A 16,774-nucleotide genomic window follows, 5' to 3' on the forward strand; every position below is an offset into this window, starting at 1 on the left:
CTCAGAGTTGCTCCGCTCGGACGCGGCCGGTACGGCAGGCGGCTTCCAGTGCCGCGAAGTCCCGCTCGTTCTGGTCGGCGTAGGACTGGGCGAACTCGGTGAGCGCGCGGTCGAAGCGGTCGCTGCCGCCCAGGTAGGCGGCGATGGCGACGGGATCACCCGAGCGGGCGTGGGCCCGTGCCAGGGACGCCCCGCACAATCGGCCGAAGAGGGCGAGCAGAGCCGGACTCATGCTCTCCGGCCGTGCGATGCCCTTCCAGTCCCACAGCTGGCGCACGTAGAAGTCCCGGTCCTGCCCGTCGAGGCCCACGACGTGCGTCCAGCCCAGGAAGATGTCGCCGGACGTCTGCATCAGGCGCTGACCGGCCACCACCCGGCGGCCCTGGTTGTCGTAGCGATCGCCGCCCGTGTGAGCGGCCAGTACCGACTCCCCGGCCTCCTTGGCCTGCAGCAGAAGGGGATCGTCGTCGTCCCTGCCGAGCAGGAGCAGGATCCAGCAACGGGTGCCGACGCTTCCGACGCCCACCACCTTCCGGGCCATGTCCACCAGACGGTAGTGACGCAGCAGGTGGCGGCGTTCGGACGGCAGAGTGCGTGCGTAGTCGGCCAGCAGGCCCTGGAGCTCCTTCTCCCGCCCGGCCTCGGACGGTTGGGTCGGCGCCAGCTGCCCGAGCGGAGTGATCAGCGGCGGGTCCGGTGCGATGCGCCGGCCCTCGGCCGTGACCCGGGTGAGCTTCGCGAAAGCCCGGAGATGCGTACGCGTGCGGGCCCGTTCCGCTGCCTGGGAGGTACGGCGCCGGACCTCCTCGTCCATCGAGGAGGCCAGCAGCTTCCGCACCTGGTCGGCGTCGTCCTGCGCGTACCAGATGTCCAGGGTCCGCGCGCCGGCGAACCCGCGCATCCGCTCCCGGTACGCCGCCACGCAGGCGCGCACGGCCCTGTTCTGTTCCTTGGACGAGAAACCGTTCGCCCGGCCCGCCGTCACGAGGCTCGAAGCCAGCCGCTTGACGTCCCATTCGAAGGGCCCGGGCAGGGTTTCGTCGAAGTCGTTGATGTCGAAGACGAGACGGCGCTCCGGCGAGGCCAGCAGCCGGAAGTTCAGCAGATGGGCGTCCCCGCAGAGCTGCACCCACAGCCCGGTGTTCGGGAGGGGTGCCAGGTCGGCTGCCATGATCGCCGCCGCGCCGCGGTAGAAACGGAACGGCGACTCGAGCATCCGGCCGTAGCGGATGGGTACCAACTCCGGTACCCGCTCGGCCGACTGACGCTCGATCACCTCCACCGGATCGGGCCGTCGCGGATCCGCCTCGAACCAGCCGTGACTCGAACGCGGCGCGCGCGTGCGCGCCCTCGTGCCCTGGGCCGCTCGGTCGGCCAGTGGCAGGGACGCGGTGAAGTGGCTCGGTACGGTCATGATCCGGCCTCCCGGTACGGTCTTGCGGCGCCGGATGCTGCGATGCCCACCGGCAGCACCCTTCCCGCCATGTGCGCCATCGTCAGCAGGCGCCCGCTCCGGCACCGTGGCGTGATGCCTCCGGGGCCGACGGTGCTGGACGTGGTCCACCTCACCGCCACGGCGACATCGGCGGATCACCCGTGGTGGGTGACCCTGGGCGACCGTGTTCCCGCTCCCGCGCGCGGGAGCGGGAACCCTGGGATGCTGGTGAAGGAGCGCCGCCCATGACGCGACTTTGACGGACAGTGGTGGTGAGCGCCTTGGCGGATACCGACGACCGTGCTCGAATACAGGCCGATCCCGGTCTTCTGAGCGTCGATCCTCTGGGGGACCCGTTCCTCCGCACCCGGATCGCGCTGCCGTCGAGGCCGGCGACATACCTGCGACGGCAGCGGCTCCTCCGGCACCTGGACCAGGCGCTTCAGACTCCGTTGACCCTGGTCAACGGAGCGGCCGGCACAGGAAAGACCCTGCTGGCCGCCGACTGGGCCGCCGGACTGCGGCAGCCGGTCGCCTGGCTCACCGCGGAGGAGGAGGACGGGCGTCCCGGCGTGTTCTGGGCCTACGTCCTCCAGGCTCTGCGCGCGTGCGGTGTGCCGGCCTCCGGCGCCCTCGGGCTTCTGACCGAGGCGGCCAGGGTGGACCACAAGCTGCTGGCGACGCTCGCCGCCGAACTGAACGAACGCGACAAGCCCGTCGTCGTCGTGCTCGACGAGTACGACCGCGTGACCGCCCCCGAGGTGGCGGAACAGCTGGAATTCGTCCTGCACCACGCCGGCCCGGGCCTGCGCCTGGTCCTCGTCAGCCGCACGGAACCCCTGCTGCCGCTGCACCGCTACCGGACGGCCGGCGAGCTGACGGAGATCCGCGCGGCGGAGCTGGCCTTCACCACCGAGGAGGCCGCCACCCTGCTGGAGCTGCACGGTCTGAGCCTGCCGGTCCACGCCACGCACGCCCTGGTGGACCGCACCCGGGGCTGGGCCGCCGGCCTGCGCCTGTGCGCCCTGGCCGCGCAGGAGAGCGCCGACCCCGAGGTGTATCTGAAGGAGTTCGAGGCAGGCCGCAGCACGGTCGCGGACTTCCTGCTGGCCGAGGTTCTCAAGCGGCAGACGGACGAGGCGCAGGACCTCCTGTTGCGCGTCAGCGTCCTGCAGCGTTTCTGTCCCGACCTGGCGAACGCGCTGACCCTGCGGACCGATGCCGAACCCATTCTCGTCGGGCTGCACCGCTCGAACGCGTTCATCGAGCACCTCGGGCAATCGTGGTACCGGCTCCACCCACTGTTCGGGGAGATACTCCGGGCCCATCTGCGGGTGCGCCTGCCCGGGCTGGAGCCCGAACTCCACCGGCGGGCCGCGCAGTGGCTGCTCAGCTGCGGATCCCTCTCGGAGACACTGGCTCACGGCGCGGCCTCGGGCGACTGGGGTTTCACCGCCGGTGCCCTCGTCGACGACCTGGCGATCGGACAGCTCTTCACCGGCCTGCGCTCGGATGAGCTGGACCAGTTGTTCGCCGGGATGGACCTCGATGCCGCCGGCCCCGCGACGGACCTCGTCCGGGCGGCCCGCGACCTGTCCCGGTGCGATGTCGACCGCGGTCTCTCCCACCTGCACCACGCCGAGGAGCGGTTGGCCTCCGCGCCCGTCGGGGCAGCCGCGAAACTGAGCTGTGCGCTGCTGGAGGCACTGGCCGCCCGGCTGACCGGTTCGCCCGAACGTGCCGAGAAGGCCGCGGAGGTGGCCGATGAACTCCAGCGGGAGGTCCCCGGACATCTCCTGGACAAGCATCCCGAGGTCACCGCGCTCCTGCTGACCCATCTGGGCTCCACACGCCTGTGGGCCGGGCGCTTCGAGGACGCGCGGGCCGCCCTGGCCACGGTGGCCGCTACTCCTGGCGGATCGTCCACCGTGCTCCCCCGTGAGGAGTCGATGGGGCACCTGGCACTGATCGACTACCTGAACGGCTGGATCGGCCGGGCGGAGCGCAAGGCTCTGGCGGGAGTCTCCGAGGCGGGACAACTCGGTCCGTCCCAGCCGCGCGGCTCCGGACCGGTCGCGGGCACGGGCCTGGGACTGCTGGTTCTCGCCGCCGTGGCCGTCGACCGCGATGAGCTGGACCGGGCCCAGGCTCTCCTCGACGAGAGCGTCCTGCTCTCCTCCGCGACACAGGATCCGGTGCTGGCCGCGGGACAGGCCATGGCCAGGGCTCGTCTGCTGCTGCTCCAGGGCCACTCACGAACCGCCGTCGAGGCGGCGGACCCCGGCGTCCACGCCGTCGTGCCCTCACCCTGGGCGGAGAGTCATGAGGCGCTGGTCACCTCCGCCGCGCATCTGGCCGAAGGGCGGCCGGAACGGGCCGCCGAGGTGCTCCAGGGCGTGTCCGGTGACCAACCGGCATGTGCCGTGGAGGCCGCGCGGACCCTCCTCGCCGCGGGCCGTCCGGAAGCGGCGGTCGACCTGCTCGACAGCATCGCCTACCGCAGCCGTACCGGTCCGGCGGTGGCCGTTCGGGCCGGCCTGGTCAGAGCCCGGGTCGCGGACACGGCGGGGGACGCGGCCACCGCCCGCAGGCTCGTCGAGCAGGCACTCCTCGATGCCCGGCGCGAGCGGCTTCGCAGACCGTTCCTCGACGCCCGACCGTGGATCAACTCCTTCCTGTCCACCGAACCACTCCGCGAACTGGCTGACGGCTGGCTGACGCCTGGACCGTCCCGACCGGGTGGGCGGACCGCGGTCGAGGAGCGGCCCTTGTCGCTCGTCGCGGAGGGGTTGAGCCCACGCGAGCACGACGTCCTGGAGCGGCTGGCCGGGATGATGTCGACCGAGGAGATCGCCGCCGACCTCTACGTGTCGGTCAACACGGTGAAGACCCACCTCAAGAGCGTCTACCGGAAGCTGGCGGTGAACCGGCGCAACGAAGCCGTGCGCCGCGCGCGCGACCTCAAACTGCTGTGAACCCGCGTCGGTGAGCGGGCCCCGGCGAGAGTCCTGAGATGGCGTCCTGGGCGCCCGGGGCCTCGTTCACCGGTGTGGTCCCGGCGTCTGCCGGAGGTCGGCCGGGTGGTGGCCCGCGGTCGGCGCGGTGGTACGGGGGAGGAAGGCGGCGGCGGTCAGGCCGCCGAGCCCCACGACGGCGAGGACGGCCATCGCGACGGCGTAGGCGTTCTTCGACAGGCCGGCGACGAGGATGGTGCCGGCGATGGCGGTGCCGAAGGACGAGCCGAGGTTGGAGACGCTGCGGGACAGACCGGAGATCTCGCCCTGGCGTTGCTCGGGAAAGGCGGACTGGACGACGTTGACGGAGGGAGTCAGCATCACGCCGAGCCCGAGACCGATCAGCAGCAGACCCGGGGCGAACGCCCACGGTCCGGAGGAGCCGGCGACGAGGGCGATCAGAACGCCGATCCCGACGACGGCCAGGGCGAACCCGGTCATGATCAGTGAGCGCTGCGACCATCGTTTCGCCAGGCGCTCGGCGGCGAGCGAGGAGGCGAGCAGGCCCAGGGTTGCCGCGGTGAAGATCACGCCCGTCTGGACGGCGTCGTAGCCGCGGACGACCTGCAGGAACGCTGCGACGGTGAACGAGGTGCCCATGAGCAGCAGCCACTGGGCGTTCTGGGTGATCAGACCGAGATTGGAGGTGCCGTTGCGGAACAGGCCGGTCGACAGCAGCGGCTCCCGCCCGGCCTTCTGCTCTTTGCGGGCCCACAGCAGGAACCAGACCAGGACGAGTGTCCCGGCCGCCAGCAGCGCGGCCATCAGCCAGAGGTTGTTGTCGGCGGCGAGGATTCCCATGACGATCAGTACCAGGCCGGCCGCGGAGAGCACGGCGCCGACGCTGTCGAAGTGGCGGCCCGGATCGGGCGGCAGCGGGTCTTCGAGCGAGCGGCTCAGGACGACGATCAGCACGATCACCAGGGTCTGGAAGACGAACGCCGCCCGCCAGCTGATCGCCGAGGTGATCAGGCCGCCGATGAGCGGACCCGCCGCCGCGCCGATGCCGCCTGCCGCCATGACGATGCCGAAAGCGCGTGCGCGTGAGGTCAGGTCGGTGAAGAGCAGCGTGGTGAGAATGTAGACCGGCGGGATCAGCAGAGCGGTGCCGACGCCCTCGAGGATCGAGTTGCCGAGGATCAGCACGCCGAGCCCGGGCGCCACCGCACTGAGCACGGCGCCGATCCCGTACACGACGAGGCCGGTCAGGAAGCAGCGCCTACGGCCGAGGATGTCGGTCAGCTTCCCGCCGGGGATCATCAACGCGGCCATGACCAGCAGGAAGATCGTGATGGCGACCTGGACGCCCTGGACGGTCGTGCCGAGGTCGTGGCTGATGTCGTTGATCATCACGTTCATGTTCGACCCGGCGAAGCTGCAGATGAACTGCGCGAGGGCGAGCGGGGCCAGGACCCGTCGGCGGGATGCGGCCTGTGGCGGATGGCGGAGGCCGACTGGGGGTGGCTGCGCGGTCATGGTCCCTGCACTCCCTCGCGTCCTGTCGTACGCTCTGCGGTCAACGGGCCGCGTCTTCTGCCCGGTCGAGTTCCTCGTCGAGCGCGATCGCGGCGTCGATGAGGGCCAGATGGGTGAACGCCTGGGGGAAGTTGCCGAGTTGCTCGCCGGACGGCCCGATCTCCTCGGCGAAGAGACCGACATGGTTGGCGTAGGTGAGCATCTTGTCGAAGGCGTAGCGGGCCTGGTGGATGCGGCCGGACCTGGCGAGTGCCTCGACGTAGAGGAAGCTGCACAGGTTGAAGGTGCCTTCGGATCCCAGCAGCCCGTCGGGGGAGGCGGCCGGGTCGTAGCGGTAGACGAGGCTGTCACTGACGAGTTCCTCGTCCATGGCGTCGAGCGTGGTCAGCCAGTCGGGGTCGGTGGGGGCGAGGAATCCGACGCGGGGCATGAGCAGCAGAGAGGCGTCGAGGACCTCCGTGTCGTAGTGCTGGACAAAGGCGTGGCGCTTCTCGCTCCAGCCGCGGTCCACGATCTGGTGGAAGACGGTGTCGCGGGCGGCCGACCAGCGGCCGAGGTCGGCGGGCCGTGAGTGGGCGGTGGCCATCTGGACGCCGCGGTCGAAGGCCACCCAGGTCATGAGCCGGCTGTAGGTGAAGTCACGGCGGCCTCCGCGGGTCTCCCAAATGCCCTCGTCGGGACGGTCCCAGTGGTCGGCCAGCCAGTCCAGAAGGCCGGCGAAGTCCTGCCATCCTCTGATGCCGCCGATGTCCTCGGTCTGGGCGAGGGCGTAGGCGGCCTCGCCGTAGATGTCGAGCTGGATCTGGTCGGCGGCCGCGTTTCCGGCCCTGACCGGTGCCGAACGACGGTACCCCTCCAGGTGGTCGAGGACCTCCTCGACCAGGTGGGGTTCGCCGTCGACGCGGTACATGATCTGGAGCGGTTCGCCGGAGGCGGACACGCCGGCCTCGAGGCGTTCGCGCAGCCAGCGGCGGAAGGCGCCGGCCTCGTCGGTGAAACCGAGGTCGGTCAGTGCGCGCACGGAGAGCGATGCGTCACGGATCCAGGTGTAGCGGTAGTCCCAGTTGCGTTCGCCGCCGATCTGCTCTGGCAGGCCCATCGTGGCGGCGGCGATCGGGGCGCCGGTGGGGCCGTAGGTGAGGAGTTTGAGGGTGATCGCGGAGCGTACGACCATCTCGTGCCAGCGGCCGCGGTAGTGGCAGGAGCGCAGCCAGGTCAGCCAGAACGTGCGGCAGGCGTCGAAGGCAGCGACGGCCGCCTCGGCGTCGGGTGCCGGGCCGCCCGGCCGCCCGCTGCGGGCGGCGGCGGGGCCGCTCTCGCTGGTGAGGACGATCGCTGCCAGCTCACCGGCGTGCAGGGTGAAGCGGGCGGTGACATCGCTGCCGTCCGGGTGGAGGCCGACCGGGGCGGTGGCCTGCAGATGCAGGTCCGTGTCCGGGCCGTGGAAGACGACGGACCCGTCGTCGAGGCGGTCCAGGGAGTGCGCGGCCCGGCCGTAGTCGAAGCGCGGCCGGCAGATCAGCTCGAACGGCAGGCTGCCGCGCACCACACGGGCCACCCGGACCAAGCGGTGCAAGGCGGAGGGGGTCGTCGACGGGTCCGGCTCCATGAAGTCGACGACCTCGCCGACGCCGTCCGGGGCCATGTAGCGGGTCACCAGGACGGCGGTGTCGGCAAGATACAGCTGGCGGACGGTGACGTCGTCTCCGGCGTCGGCGGCCAGCCGGCAGTGACCGCCGCGGTCGCTATCGAGCAGGGAGGCGAACACGCTGGGAGAGTCGAACCTCGGGGTGCACCACCAGTCGACGGTGCCGTCGGCGGCGATCAGCGCCGCGGTCTGGAGGTCGCCGACCAGCCCGTGATCGGCGATCGGGGGGTAGTCGTCCATGGCTTCTCCTCGAGGGGCAGGGCACGAGCGTCTCCACCGCGGCGCGACCCGGTACTGCAAGCCCGGGAGCCCGGGCCCCGCCCTGAGCGCGGGGGAGCCTGACAGCTTCCCGGCCTGGCGTGCCCGGCCCGCGCCGTCGGATACCTCAACGAGATCACACCAGCGCCGGGCGGCGGGTCACCTGTACCGGGTGAGGTCCGGCCGGGCAGGGAGGTGGACGATCCCAGGGAAGGGCGCAGGCCGCCTGCCTCCACGCCGCCCGCGGGAGAACTGCCCATGCGCTACGAGATTCGCGTCGAGGGACACATGTCGGAAACGCTGACCAAGGCCTTCCCGGAGTTGGGTCACGTGATGATGTCCGGCCAGACGGTCCTGTTCGGCCCCGTCGTGGACGAAGGGCACCTCTACGGGCTGCTGGCCCGCTTCCAGTCGCTGGGACTGCGCGTCCTGGAGATGCGGCAACTGCCGGAGGATCTGGGCGACTGACCATCCCGGCACGAGAGCAGCCAGCACGGAGTCGCGGTCGTGTGCCGCGCCCCGGTGGCCACGACGGTGCCGCCCGATCACCCGCTGTGGGTGACTCGGCGGTCGGGTGGCACGCGGGACGCTGGGACAGTCGGAGGTCCCCACGCACCGCCCCGTCGGCGGTCCGGGAGCGACCCGCAGGATCGCGCGAGGAGGAGCCATGACCATGTCGCGTGATCCGGCGTCGCCTGCCGAACCGGAACCCCCTGCCGACGGGGCGGCCCCCCACCCCGTGAATGATGCCGCGGACGTACTGGCGCATCTGGGCCGTTCGTGGACCTGGATCCTGGGCTCGGCGATCGCGACGATGGTGCCGGGTGTCCTGGTGCTGGTCTGGCCGGACGAGACCCTGCACGTCCTGGCTGTCCTCATCGGCCTGCACCTGCTCGTGACCGGGGCGTTCCGGTTCGTGGCCTGTTTCGGCCGGGAGGAACGCGGCGAACGGCTCACGGGGCTGCTGGCGGCCGTGCTGTACGTGCTGACCGGGGTGTTGTGCCTGCGGAACCCGCTGCAGACCATCGCCGTGCTGTCCTTGATCGTCGGCGTCGTCTGGCTGGTGTCGGGCGTCCTCACCCTCTACACGGCCCTCGCCAACAAGAACCTGCCGCACCGCGGCGTCGTCCTGGGCGTCGCGGTGCTCGGCATCGTCGCGGGGATCGTGGTGCTCGCCCTCCCGGCTGAATCGGCCCGCGCCCTGACCCGGCTGCTCGGCCTGTGGCTCGTCCTGCTCGGTCTGGCCGAAGCGGCGGTCGCCCTCGCATGGCGGGCCGCGCTCCGAAAGGCGCGCGGCCCGGGCCCGCACGATCCCGCCGCGACGACCTGACAACCGGCCCGGCCGGCGAGGCCGGCAGGTGCCGACGGACGGCCGGAACGAGACTCGCTCAAGTTCGGCCCGCTGGGGCCCGTCTTCACGTTTCTGTCCTGGCTGATCGCCGTGTTCCTGGTGGCCGTTTCGGGCCTTGCCCTCGGAGAGTACGTCGCCTCCTCCGAGTGGTACCGGGCAGCCGCCGCACCCCGCCACCGTACAAGGCCGGCCCCTGATCCGACCGGACCGGACGGTCCGCACGCTCACCCATGAAGGGTGAGGCACCGGGCTCTGGCCCGTGCACACACTGAGGCGAACACGCAATGGCGGCCGGGCGAGCGCCCGGGATGGAGGAGTGACATGAGCGCGCAGACGTACCTGGCGTACGACTACCCCATGCTGAGCGTCTTCTGGAGCATGTTCCTGTTCTTCCTGTGGATCATGTGGTTCGTCCTGCTCTTCCGCGTCGTCGTCGACATCTTCCGTGACGACGCCATGAACGGGTGGGCGAAAGCCGGCTGGCTGGTGTTCACCATCGTCCTGCCCTTCCTGGGGGTCTTCGTCTACGTGATCGCCCGCGGCAAGAACATGGGCCGCCGGGAGATGGCACTGGCCCGAGCGCAGGAGGAGGCCTTCGACGCCCGCGTCCGGGAGGCCGTGACCGACCAGGGTCAACGCAGCAGCGTCGAAGAGCTCGCCAGGCTGTCCGAGATCCGCGCCCGCGGCGACATCACGGACGAGGAGTTCAGCAAGGCGAAGGAACTGGTCCTGACCGGCCACGGACCGGCAGACGGCTCGGGCGCCACCCCCTCCGGCTACGGACGCTGACACGCGCGGGACGACACGCAAAGGGGTAGCAGCATGACCGCGACACACACACGACAGGCGGACTCGACGAAGCAAGGGTGGGCTGAGGGCCTGACGGCCTTCGCGGGCGTCATGCTCGTCCTCGTCGGCCTGCTCGACATCTTCCGGGGCATCATGGCCATCGCCTCGGACGACATCTTCCTCACCACACGCAACTACGCCTTCCAGTTCGACCTGACCGGCTGGGGCTGGGTCCACCTCGCCCTTGGCGCGGTCGCCGTCATCGTCAGCATCGGGCTGTTCCAGACCGCGACATGGGCACGCGTCGCAGGCGTGGCCATCGCCGGACTCGTCATCATCGCCAACTTCCTCTCCCTGCCGTACTACCCGGTGTGGTCCGTCGTGATGATCGCGATCTCCGGGTTCATCATCTGGGCCCTGTGCGTGGTCCGGCGCGACGAGTCCTTCGACCCGTACGAGCACGCACCTCACGACATGTGAACGAGCAGGAGAAGGGCCGCGGCCCGCGGGTGGACGGCAGGCGGCCCACCATAAGCAAGGCCCAGGTCAGGAGACCTGGGCCATTTGCTGTCTGTGCGTGATCTCGCTGGGCCGAGCGGGAAGCGGTCCAGGCGAAAAAGAATCTGTGGCTCTTCGCGGCAACCTTTTCGGCCTCTGGGACCACTCAGCGTTGTCCGGCCAAGTGGTTCGGTCAGAGCGACAGCTGAAAGAGAGCACAGGCGTGTCCCTGGAACGAGAGCACAGACATGTCCCCGGCCCGCCCACGTCATCGGGAGCGTCCCGCGCCCGCGGCCACCGTGCCGACGGCGGCGCGCGCAGTGGTCGCCCGAAGCATCGTGGCCGTCGGTTGCTCGCGCGTCGGGGTGTCTGGGCGGGTGCCGCCATGGTGGTCGTGGCCGGCTCGGCTGTCGTGGTCAGCCAGGCTTCGGCGCAGCAGACCCTGGATCTGAAGAAGTGGTACGTGCTGGTCAACCGCAACAGCGGCAAGGTACTGGACGACCGTGCCTCCGCCACGAACGACGGCGCGGCGGTGGTGCAGTGGGCGCGCCACGGCGGGGCCAACCAGCAGTGGCGGTTGATCGACGCGGGTGACGGGTACTACCGGCTGCAGAACCGGAACTCCGGCAAGGTGCTGGACGACCTCGGCTGGTCGAAGACCGCCGGCTCCGCCATCGTGCAGTGGAAAGACCTGAACGGCACCAACCAGCAGTTCAAACTGGCCAAGTCGCCGGACGGCTACGTGCGGTTGGTCAATCGCTTCAGCGGCATGGCTGTCGCGGTTCACAAGGCCGCCAAGGCCGACGGGGGCGACGTCGTCCAGAACCGCGACCGGGGCAGCGCCGATCAGCAGTGGCAACTCGTGCCGGCCGGGAGTGTCGGCAGCGCCGGTACGCCCTCCGCGCCGGGCGGCAGCGTTCCCGCGAGCCAGACCCCGAGCGGCACGCGACCGTCGCCGTCGTCGCCCGCGGCCGGTGGCGGCAGTTCGACGAAACGCTTCCTGGGCAGTGGCACGGTGCTCATCGGCGGCTCGATGTCCGACGCCTCGGCGGCCGCCGCACCGTTCGACGTGCGGTACGCCTATGTGCACAGCCAGCCCGCGCCCTCGTCGGACTACTACTCGGCGGCGCGCTGCCACGACGGTTGGTCGGGCTGGTGGGGCTGCTGGAACGGCAGCACCACGGCGCCCGGAACTTACGTGACCTGGCGGGACTCCGTGGCGGCGCAGGCGACGTACAAGGGCAGCCCGCGTCCGCAGAAGATGCTCTGGACCTGGTACTCGTTGCGCGACCTCGGGGATGCGGCGGGCCAGGGCGACGGTCCGGGCGAGGTCGTGGCCATCAACCGGCGTGACCTGCTCACCCGGTACATGAACGACTACCGTTTCTTCCTCCAGAAGATCGGCACGTCGCACGACGCGATCGACCTTGAGCCCGACTTCTGGGGCTACGTCCGGTCGCTCGGCGATCCGCACAAGGTTGCCGCGCAGGTCTCGGGCGCGAATCCGACGGACTGCGGATCGCAGGAGAACAGCGCCGCCGGACTCTCCCGCTGCCTGATCTCCATGGCGCACAAGTACGCGCCGAACACCGAGGTGGGGCTCCACCTCACCTGCTGGGACTGGCAGACCAACACACAGGCGTGCGTCAAGGACTACGCGAGCCTCGGGGCGCAGAACGCCGACTTCCTGGTCACCGATGTGTCGGACCGCGACGCGGGCTGGTACGCACAGCCGGCCCACGGCGGCAGTGACCACTTCTGGACCGACCAGAAGGCCGCCGCCGCGCTGCAGTTCTACAAGACGATGGCCGAGTCCGTGGGCAAGCCGGTGGTCCTGTGGCAGGTCCCCGTGGGCAACATGGCGCAGAACAACACCCTCAACCATTACAAGGACGACAAGGTGGACTGGTTCTTCGGACACATGGACCAGGTCGCGAACGCCCATGTCGCCGGCCTGCTCTTCGGTCCGGGACAGCAGGAACAGACCACGGTCGAGTCCGACGGCGGAAACCTGATCCGCAAGACGATCGCCTATCACAACTCGGGCGGTACAGCGCTCAAGTAGGCGAAGACGACGAAATGCGCCCCCCATCGAAGAGATGGGGGGCGCATTGCGTGTCAGCGCTGCTGGGTGAGGACGCCCGGCCGCCACGGCAGCCGGTCGTAGGGGCCGCTCGCGGTGGGGGACTTGCCCTGGTAGAGGAACTGCAGGTGGCAGGGGTCGACGGTCATGGTCTGGTCGGGGTTGTCCCGGACCAGGTCGCCGTGGCTGATGTCGTTGGTCCAACCGGCACCGCTGTTGGCCTTGCCCGCGAAGGGGTTGGACTCGGTGGCGGCCTGCGGGGTCCATGAACCGTCCAGGCTGGAGGCCGTGAACGAACGGAAGTAGCGCTGCTCGTTCGCCCCACGCGCCTCGACGATCATCAGGTACTGGTTCTGGCCCTGGACCTTGTAGACCTGCGGCGCCTCGAACAGGTTCTTCGTCGAGTCGCTCATGACCGTCGTGTACGACGAGCCGAAGTTGCCCGGGAAGTTCCCGATCGGCATGCTCGCCCGGTAGATCTTGCCGTTGTCGCCGGCGAAGAACAGGTACATGTTCCGGCCGTCGCCGATCAGGGTCTGGTCGATCGGGCCGGTGCCGGATTCGGTGCGGGGGATGCTGCCGGTGAACAGCGGCTGCGGCTCGGACCAGCCGTTGGGGTTGGTGGGGTCGCTCGAGGTGCGGTAGACGAAGGCCGACGCGCCCCACTGGGACGCCAGCACCCAGATGTTCTTGGGCGCGAAGTAGAACAGTGTGGGCGCCACCGCTTTCTGGCTCATGCCGGTCTGGCCGGCCGACGCCATGTCCGCCCAGTTCGTGAACGGCTTGAACATCATCGAGCCGTACGACGATCCCGCGACGCTGGACGCGTACACCAGGTGCTTGCCGTGGTACGTCACGGTGGTGAAGTCCTTCACCGCGTCCCACCCGTTCGCCGGCTGCGCCAGCGCACCCGTCGACGTCCACCGGTAGGTCGACGGAAGGGCGCACGTGCCGCCCGCCGACGCGGGTCTCGAAGTCCTGAGGTTCCAGTGCTGGTTGGCGCCAAGCCTCGAGTCCCGGATCTGGACGGGAGTGCCGTTGGCGGTCCGAGTGCCGGGGATCTCCAGTGCCCGGCCGCTGGCGACGTTGGTCAGCGTGTAGGAGCCGTCGCTGTTCCGGGCGGCCCGCCAGTGCTGGTTGGCGCCGCCGTTGGAGTCCCAGACCTCCATCCTGGTCCCGTTGCCCGTCCGGTTGGCCGGCTCGTCCAGTACCCGGCCGCTGGCGACGTTGGTCAGCGTGTAGGAGCCGTCGCCGTTCCGGGCGGCCCGCCAGTGCTGGTTGGCGCCGCCGTTGGAGTCCCACACCTGGAGCGGCGTGCCGTTGCCGTTGTATCCCGCGGGCTCGTCGAGAACGCGTCCGGCGGCCGCGTTGGAGAGCGTGTAGACGGCGCCGGAGGTGATGCCCCCGGCCGTCGTGCCGCCGCCTGCGGTGCCCCCGCCGCTGCTGCCGCCCAGGGTGCTGAGCACCGCGTTGTAGGCCTGCTTCTTGTTGCCGCTCGCGTCGAACAGCAGCGGGTTCTCACCGGTGCGCCAGGAGTCGCTGTCGCGGATGCCCCACACCGTGATGCCCGTGCAGCGGGCCACGTTGAGGCAGTCCTGCACGGTGTTGGCATACGCGGTGGCGGATGCCTGGGCGATGTCGAGTTCGGTGATCTGGACGTCCACGCCGAGTGCGGCGAACTTGGACAGAGTGGTCTGGAAGCCGGCCGGAGGGCCGCCGGCGCCGAAGTGGCTCTGGAAGCCGACGCAGTCGACGGGCACACCGCGGGACTTGAAGTCCTTGACCATCGCGTAGACGCCCTGCGTCTTGGCGTCGGTCCAGTTCTCGATGTTGTAGTCGTTGTAGCAGAGCTTGGCGGAGGGGTCGGCGTTCCGGGCCGTGCGGAAGGCCTCCTCGATGAAGCCGTTGCCGAGCACGTTCTGGAAGACCGAACCGCGGTGCCGGCCGCTGCCGTCGTCGGCGAACGCCTCGTTGACCACGTCCCAGGCGTAGATCCTGCCCTTGTAGTGGGTCATCTCCTGGGTGATGTGGTTGTCCATCACGCTGCGCAGGGTGTTGGCGTCGGTGATGGACTTGACCCAGCCGGGCAGTTGGGAGTGCCAGACGAGGGTGTGGCCGCGCATCCGCTGCCCGTGGCCGGTGGCGTGGTTCACGATCTGGTCGGCGGGCCCGAAGTTGAAGGTGCCGCGGGACGGCTCGGTGGTGTCCCACTTCATCTCGTTCTCCGGGGTGATCATGTTGAACTCCCGGTCGAGAATCGTGGAGTACGTCGAGTCACCGAGCCTGCCCGAGGACACTGCGGTGCCGAAGTAGCGGCCGCTGCCGGCCGCCGCGGCGGCCAGGGCCGGTGTGCGGGCCTCCGGCGTGCGTGCGGCCAGCGCGACCAGCGGTACGGCGGCACCCGCGGCGGCGAGGACCACGGCGGCTGCGAGCACGCGGCGGGTGGCCGGACGACGGCGATGAGAGCGGTTCTGATCTGACAACGGCATGTCCTTCTGGCACAGCGGGACCTGATTCCGGTCCCGGTCATCCGCCAGTTGCCGCCACGCACACAAAAGTTGCCGCGATCGAGGGAATTCTCAGGGCCGCACGAACCCTCCCCGGACCGACGCGGAGCCGCCGGAACCCTGCGCGTCGACGCGGTAGCCGTCGCCCGCGGCACTGCGCACGCCGGCGCCGTTGTTGAACTGGGCGGCGAACTCATAGCTCGCGGCCGGCACGGTCAGGCCCGGCTTGAGGACCCAACGGAAGACCAGCGCGCCGCCGGCCTCCTGGACGGTGACGGTGAAGTCACCATTCGGCAGGGTCTGCCAGGTGCCGGTGTTCGTCACCCCGCCGGTCTGCACGATCCGCATCTCGACCGTGAGCGAGGTGAGCGGCTGGGTCGTCCTGAGGGCGAGGTTGCTCTGCGTCCAGTAGACGGTGCTCTTCGGATCCATCGAGCCGGCCGACCACAGCGGCCCGTTCCGGTTCTCGCCGGCGGCCGACGAGGCACTGGTGGCCGGCGGAGTCGGGCGCGCGCTGCCCGGGGTGGTGGCCGGGGCCGGCGTGACAGGGGTGGGGCGGGCCGATGTCGGGTGCGGGGAGCCGGCGGTGGGGGACGGCGTGGCCGGCACGGTCACGGTGGCCGACGGCGACGGGGTCGCGACGATGGCGGCGACGGCCAGGCCGCCGGTCGCCAGGATGCCGGCGGCGGCGAGCCCGGCGAGCGCGACCCTGGTCCCCGACCTCGCGAACGGCCGCGCGCGGTGCCGGACGGCGGGGCCGGCCATGCCGCGTTGCACCCGGGCCAGCATCCTCGCGCGCTCGGGCCGGTGGGCCTCGGCGGCCTCCCGCAGCTGACGGACGATCTCCTCGTTCACCGATTCCTCCTCCCTGCCATCAGGTCCCCGGCCGCTCGTGCGCCCAGTATCCTTTCCAGCTCGGCCATCGCCTTCGAGGTCTGGCTCTTCACCGTGCCGACCGAGATGCCGAGCGCCGCCGCGGTGTCCTTCTCCGACAGGTCGAAGGCGTGCCGCAGCACCACGCAGGCCCGCTTGCGGAACGGCAGCCGGGCGAGCGCCGCGCGGACGTCCAGCACGGCCGCCATGTCCGGCCCCTCCACCTTCTCGGGGCTGCGGGACCAGAACAGCGTGATCCGGCGCCGCTCGCGCACCGCGCTGCGGATCCGTCCGCGCGCCAGGTTGGCCACCACCCCGCGGGCGTAGGCGAGCGGGTGGTCGGCCTGCCGCAACCGGTCCCAGCGTTGCCACAGGGCGACCAGGGCATCCGCCGCGAGGTCGTCCGCCGCGTCGGTCTCGCCGGTCAGCAGGTGAGCCAGACGGGCGAGTTCGGCATAGTGGCGTTCGAAGAATTCGTGGAACTCCGCGGACGCGTCATCGAGGACCATCCCCGGGTCGCCCTCTCCTGGCAATGATGTGTGCGTTGGTTGCGCGTTCAACAATGGCGGGCGCAGCCTAACAGCGCCCGGCCCGGGATTCGAACGGCGGTCCTGCCCGGTTGCGGGGCGGTGACGGCTGACCGGCGGGCTGGTCATCAATGCCGGACCAGTCCGCGCCTGTGCCACGGTCGCGGCGCGGCGTGCTTCGTTGCCCTCATGCCCGTCCATCCGGTAGTTCGACTAGGCCTTCCGGATCCCAGTTGCCGCAGAGGACGAGAAGGTTGCCGCCCCGACGCTGTTCTCTCGGCGACCGGGTGCACGGTTTTTGAGATCCCGGCCACC

At 70.4% G+C, this 16,774-nt stretch carries 12 protein-coding genes; 6 read left to right on the top strand and 6 right to left on the bottom strand.

Annotation, left to right across the window (positions count from 1 at the left end; translation table 11 throughout):
• Position 1 precedes the first annotated feature (1 nt).
• Positions 2-1,414 carry a DUF2252 domain-containing protein gene (locus tag ACIRVK_RS16235; protein WP_404247348.1) on the bottom strand — a complete coding sequence of 471 codons (1,413 nt, stop codon included), beginning with the start codon at positions 1,412-1,414 and terminating at the stop codon, positions 2-4.
• A gap of 287 nt (positions 1,415-1,701) precedes the next feature.
• Between ACIRVK_RS16235 and ACIRVK_RS16240 the strand changes: the two genes are divergently transcribed.
• On the top strand, positions 1,702-4,410 hold the full coding sequence (locus tag ACIRVK_RS16240) for a LuxR C-terminal-related transcriptional regulator (protein WP_404247350.1): 2,709 nt from the start codon (positions 1,702-1,704) through the stop codon (positions 4,408-4,410).
• A gap of 66 nt (positions 4,411-4,476) precedes the next feature.
• Here the strand turns inward: ACIRVK_RS16240 and ACIRVK_RS16245 are convergent, their stop codons facing one another.
• Both ACIRVK_RS16245 and ACIRVK_RS16250 read right to left on the bottom strand, forming a co-directional pair.
• On the bottom strand, positions 4,477-5,925 hold the full coding sequence (locus ACIRVK_RS16245; protein WP_404247352.1) for an MFS transporter: 1,449 nt from the start codon (positions 5,923-5,925) through the stop codon (positions 4,477-4,479).
• 40 nt (positions 5,926-5,965) lie between these two features.
• Positions 5,966-7,813 (bottom strand): glycoside hydrolase family 15 protein, encoded by a 1,848-nt coding sequence (locus ACIRVK_RS16250; protein WP_404247354.1) that lies wholly within the window; start codon positions 7,811-7,813, stop codon positions 5,966-5,968.
• A 276-nt stretch (positions 7,814-8,089) separates the two neighbouring features.
• Between ACIRVK_RS16250 and ACIRVK_RS16255 the strand changes: the two genes are divergently transcribed.
• From ACIRVK_RS16255 to ACIRVK_RS16275, 5 genes are all read left to right on the top strand, one after another.
• Positions 8,090-8,299, top strand: a complete 210-nt coding sequence (locus tag ACIRVK_RS16255; protein WP_404247356.1) for a hypothetical protein — start codon at positions 8,090-8,092, stop codon at positions 8,297-8,299.
• A gap of 199 nt (positions 8,300-8,498) precedes the next feature.
• Entirely contained in the window at positions 8,499-9,161 is a 663-nt protein-coding gene (locus ACIRVK_RS16260) for an HdeD family acid-resistance protein (RefSeq protein ID WP_404247358.1), read from the top strand.
• Positions 9,162-9,503: 342 nt separating this feature from the next.
• Positions 9,504-9,971, top strand: coding sequence for an SHOCT domain-containing protein (locus ACIRVK_RS16265; protein WP_404247360.1), 468 nt, complete (start codon positions 9,504-9,506; stop codon positions 9,969-9,971).
• Between the two features lie 33 nt (positions 9,972-10,004).
• On the top strand, positions 10,005-10,451 hold the full coding sequence (locus ACIRVK_RS16270; RefSeq protein ID WP_404247362.1) for a hypothetical protein: 447 nt from the start codon (positions 10,005-10,007) through the stop codon (positions 10,449-10,451).
• Between the two features lie 403 nt (positions 10,452-10,854).
• Positions 10,855-12,534: an RICIN domain-containing protein gene (locus tag ACIRVK_RS16275; protein ID WP_404247364.1), complete on the top strand. Its 1,680-nt coding sequence runs from the start codon at positions 10,855-10,857 to the stop codon at positions 12,532-12,534.
• Between the two features lie 53 nt (positions 12,535-12,587).
• Here the strand turns inward: ACIRVK_RS16275 and ACIRVK_RS16280 are convergent, their stop codons facing one another.
• The 3 genes from ACIRVK_RS16280 to ACIRVK_RS16290 all read right to left on the bottom strand — a co-directional run bounded on the left by ACIRVK_RS16280 (position 12,588) and on the right by ACIRVK_RS16290 (position 16,441).
• Positions 12,588-15,041, bottom strand: a complete 2,454-nt coding sequence (locus ACIRVK_RS16280; RefSeq protein ID WP_404247366.1) for a non-reducing end alpha-L-arabinofuranosidase family hydrolase — start codon at positions 15,039-15,041, stop codon at positions 12,588-12,590.
• Positions 15,042-15,131: 90 nt separating this feature from the next.
• Complete coding sequence (locus tag ACIRVK_RS16285) at positions 15,132-15,914, bottom strand: hypothetical protein (RefSeq protein WP_404247368.1); 783 nt, start codon at positions 15,912-15,914, stop codon at positions 15,132-15,134.
• The gene (locus ACIRVK_RS16290) at positions 15,911-16,441 is read right to left on the bottom strand and encodes a SigE family RNA polymerase sigma factor (RefSeq protein WP_404247370.1); all 531 of its coding nucleotides are present in this window, start codon (positions 16,439-16,441) and stop codon (positions 15,911-15,913) included. The genes ACIRVK_RS16285 and ACIRVK_RS16290 overlap by 4 nt, the downstream gene beginning before the upstream one ends.
• Positions 16,442-16,774 lie beyond the last annotated feature (333 nt).

Source organism: Streptomyces sp. NPDC101152, assembly GCF_044768275.1.
Classification (GTDB): Bacteria; Actinomycetota; Actinomycetes; order Streptomycetales; family Streptomycetaceae; genus Streptomyces.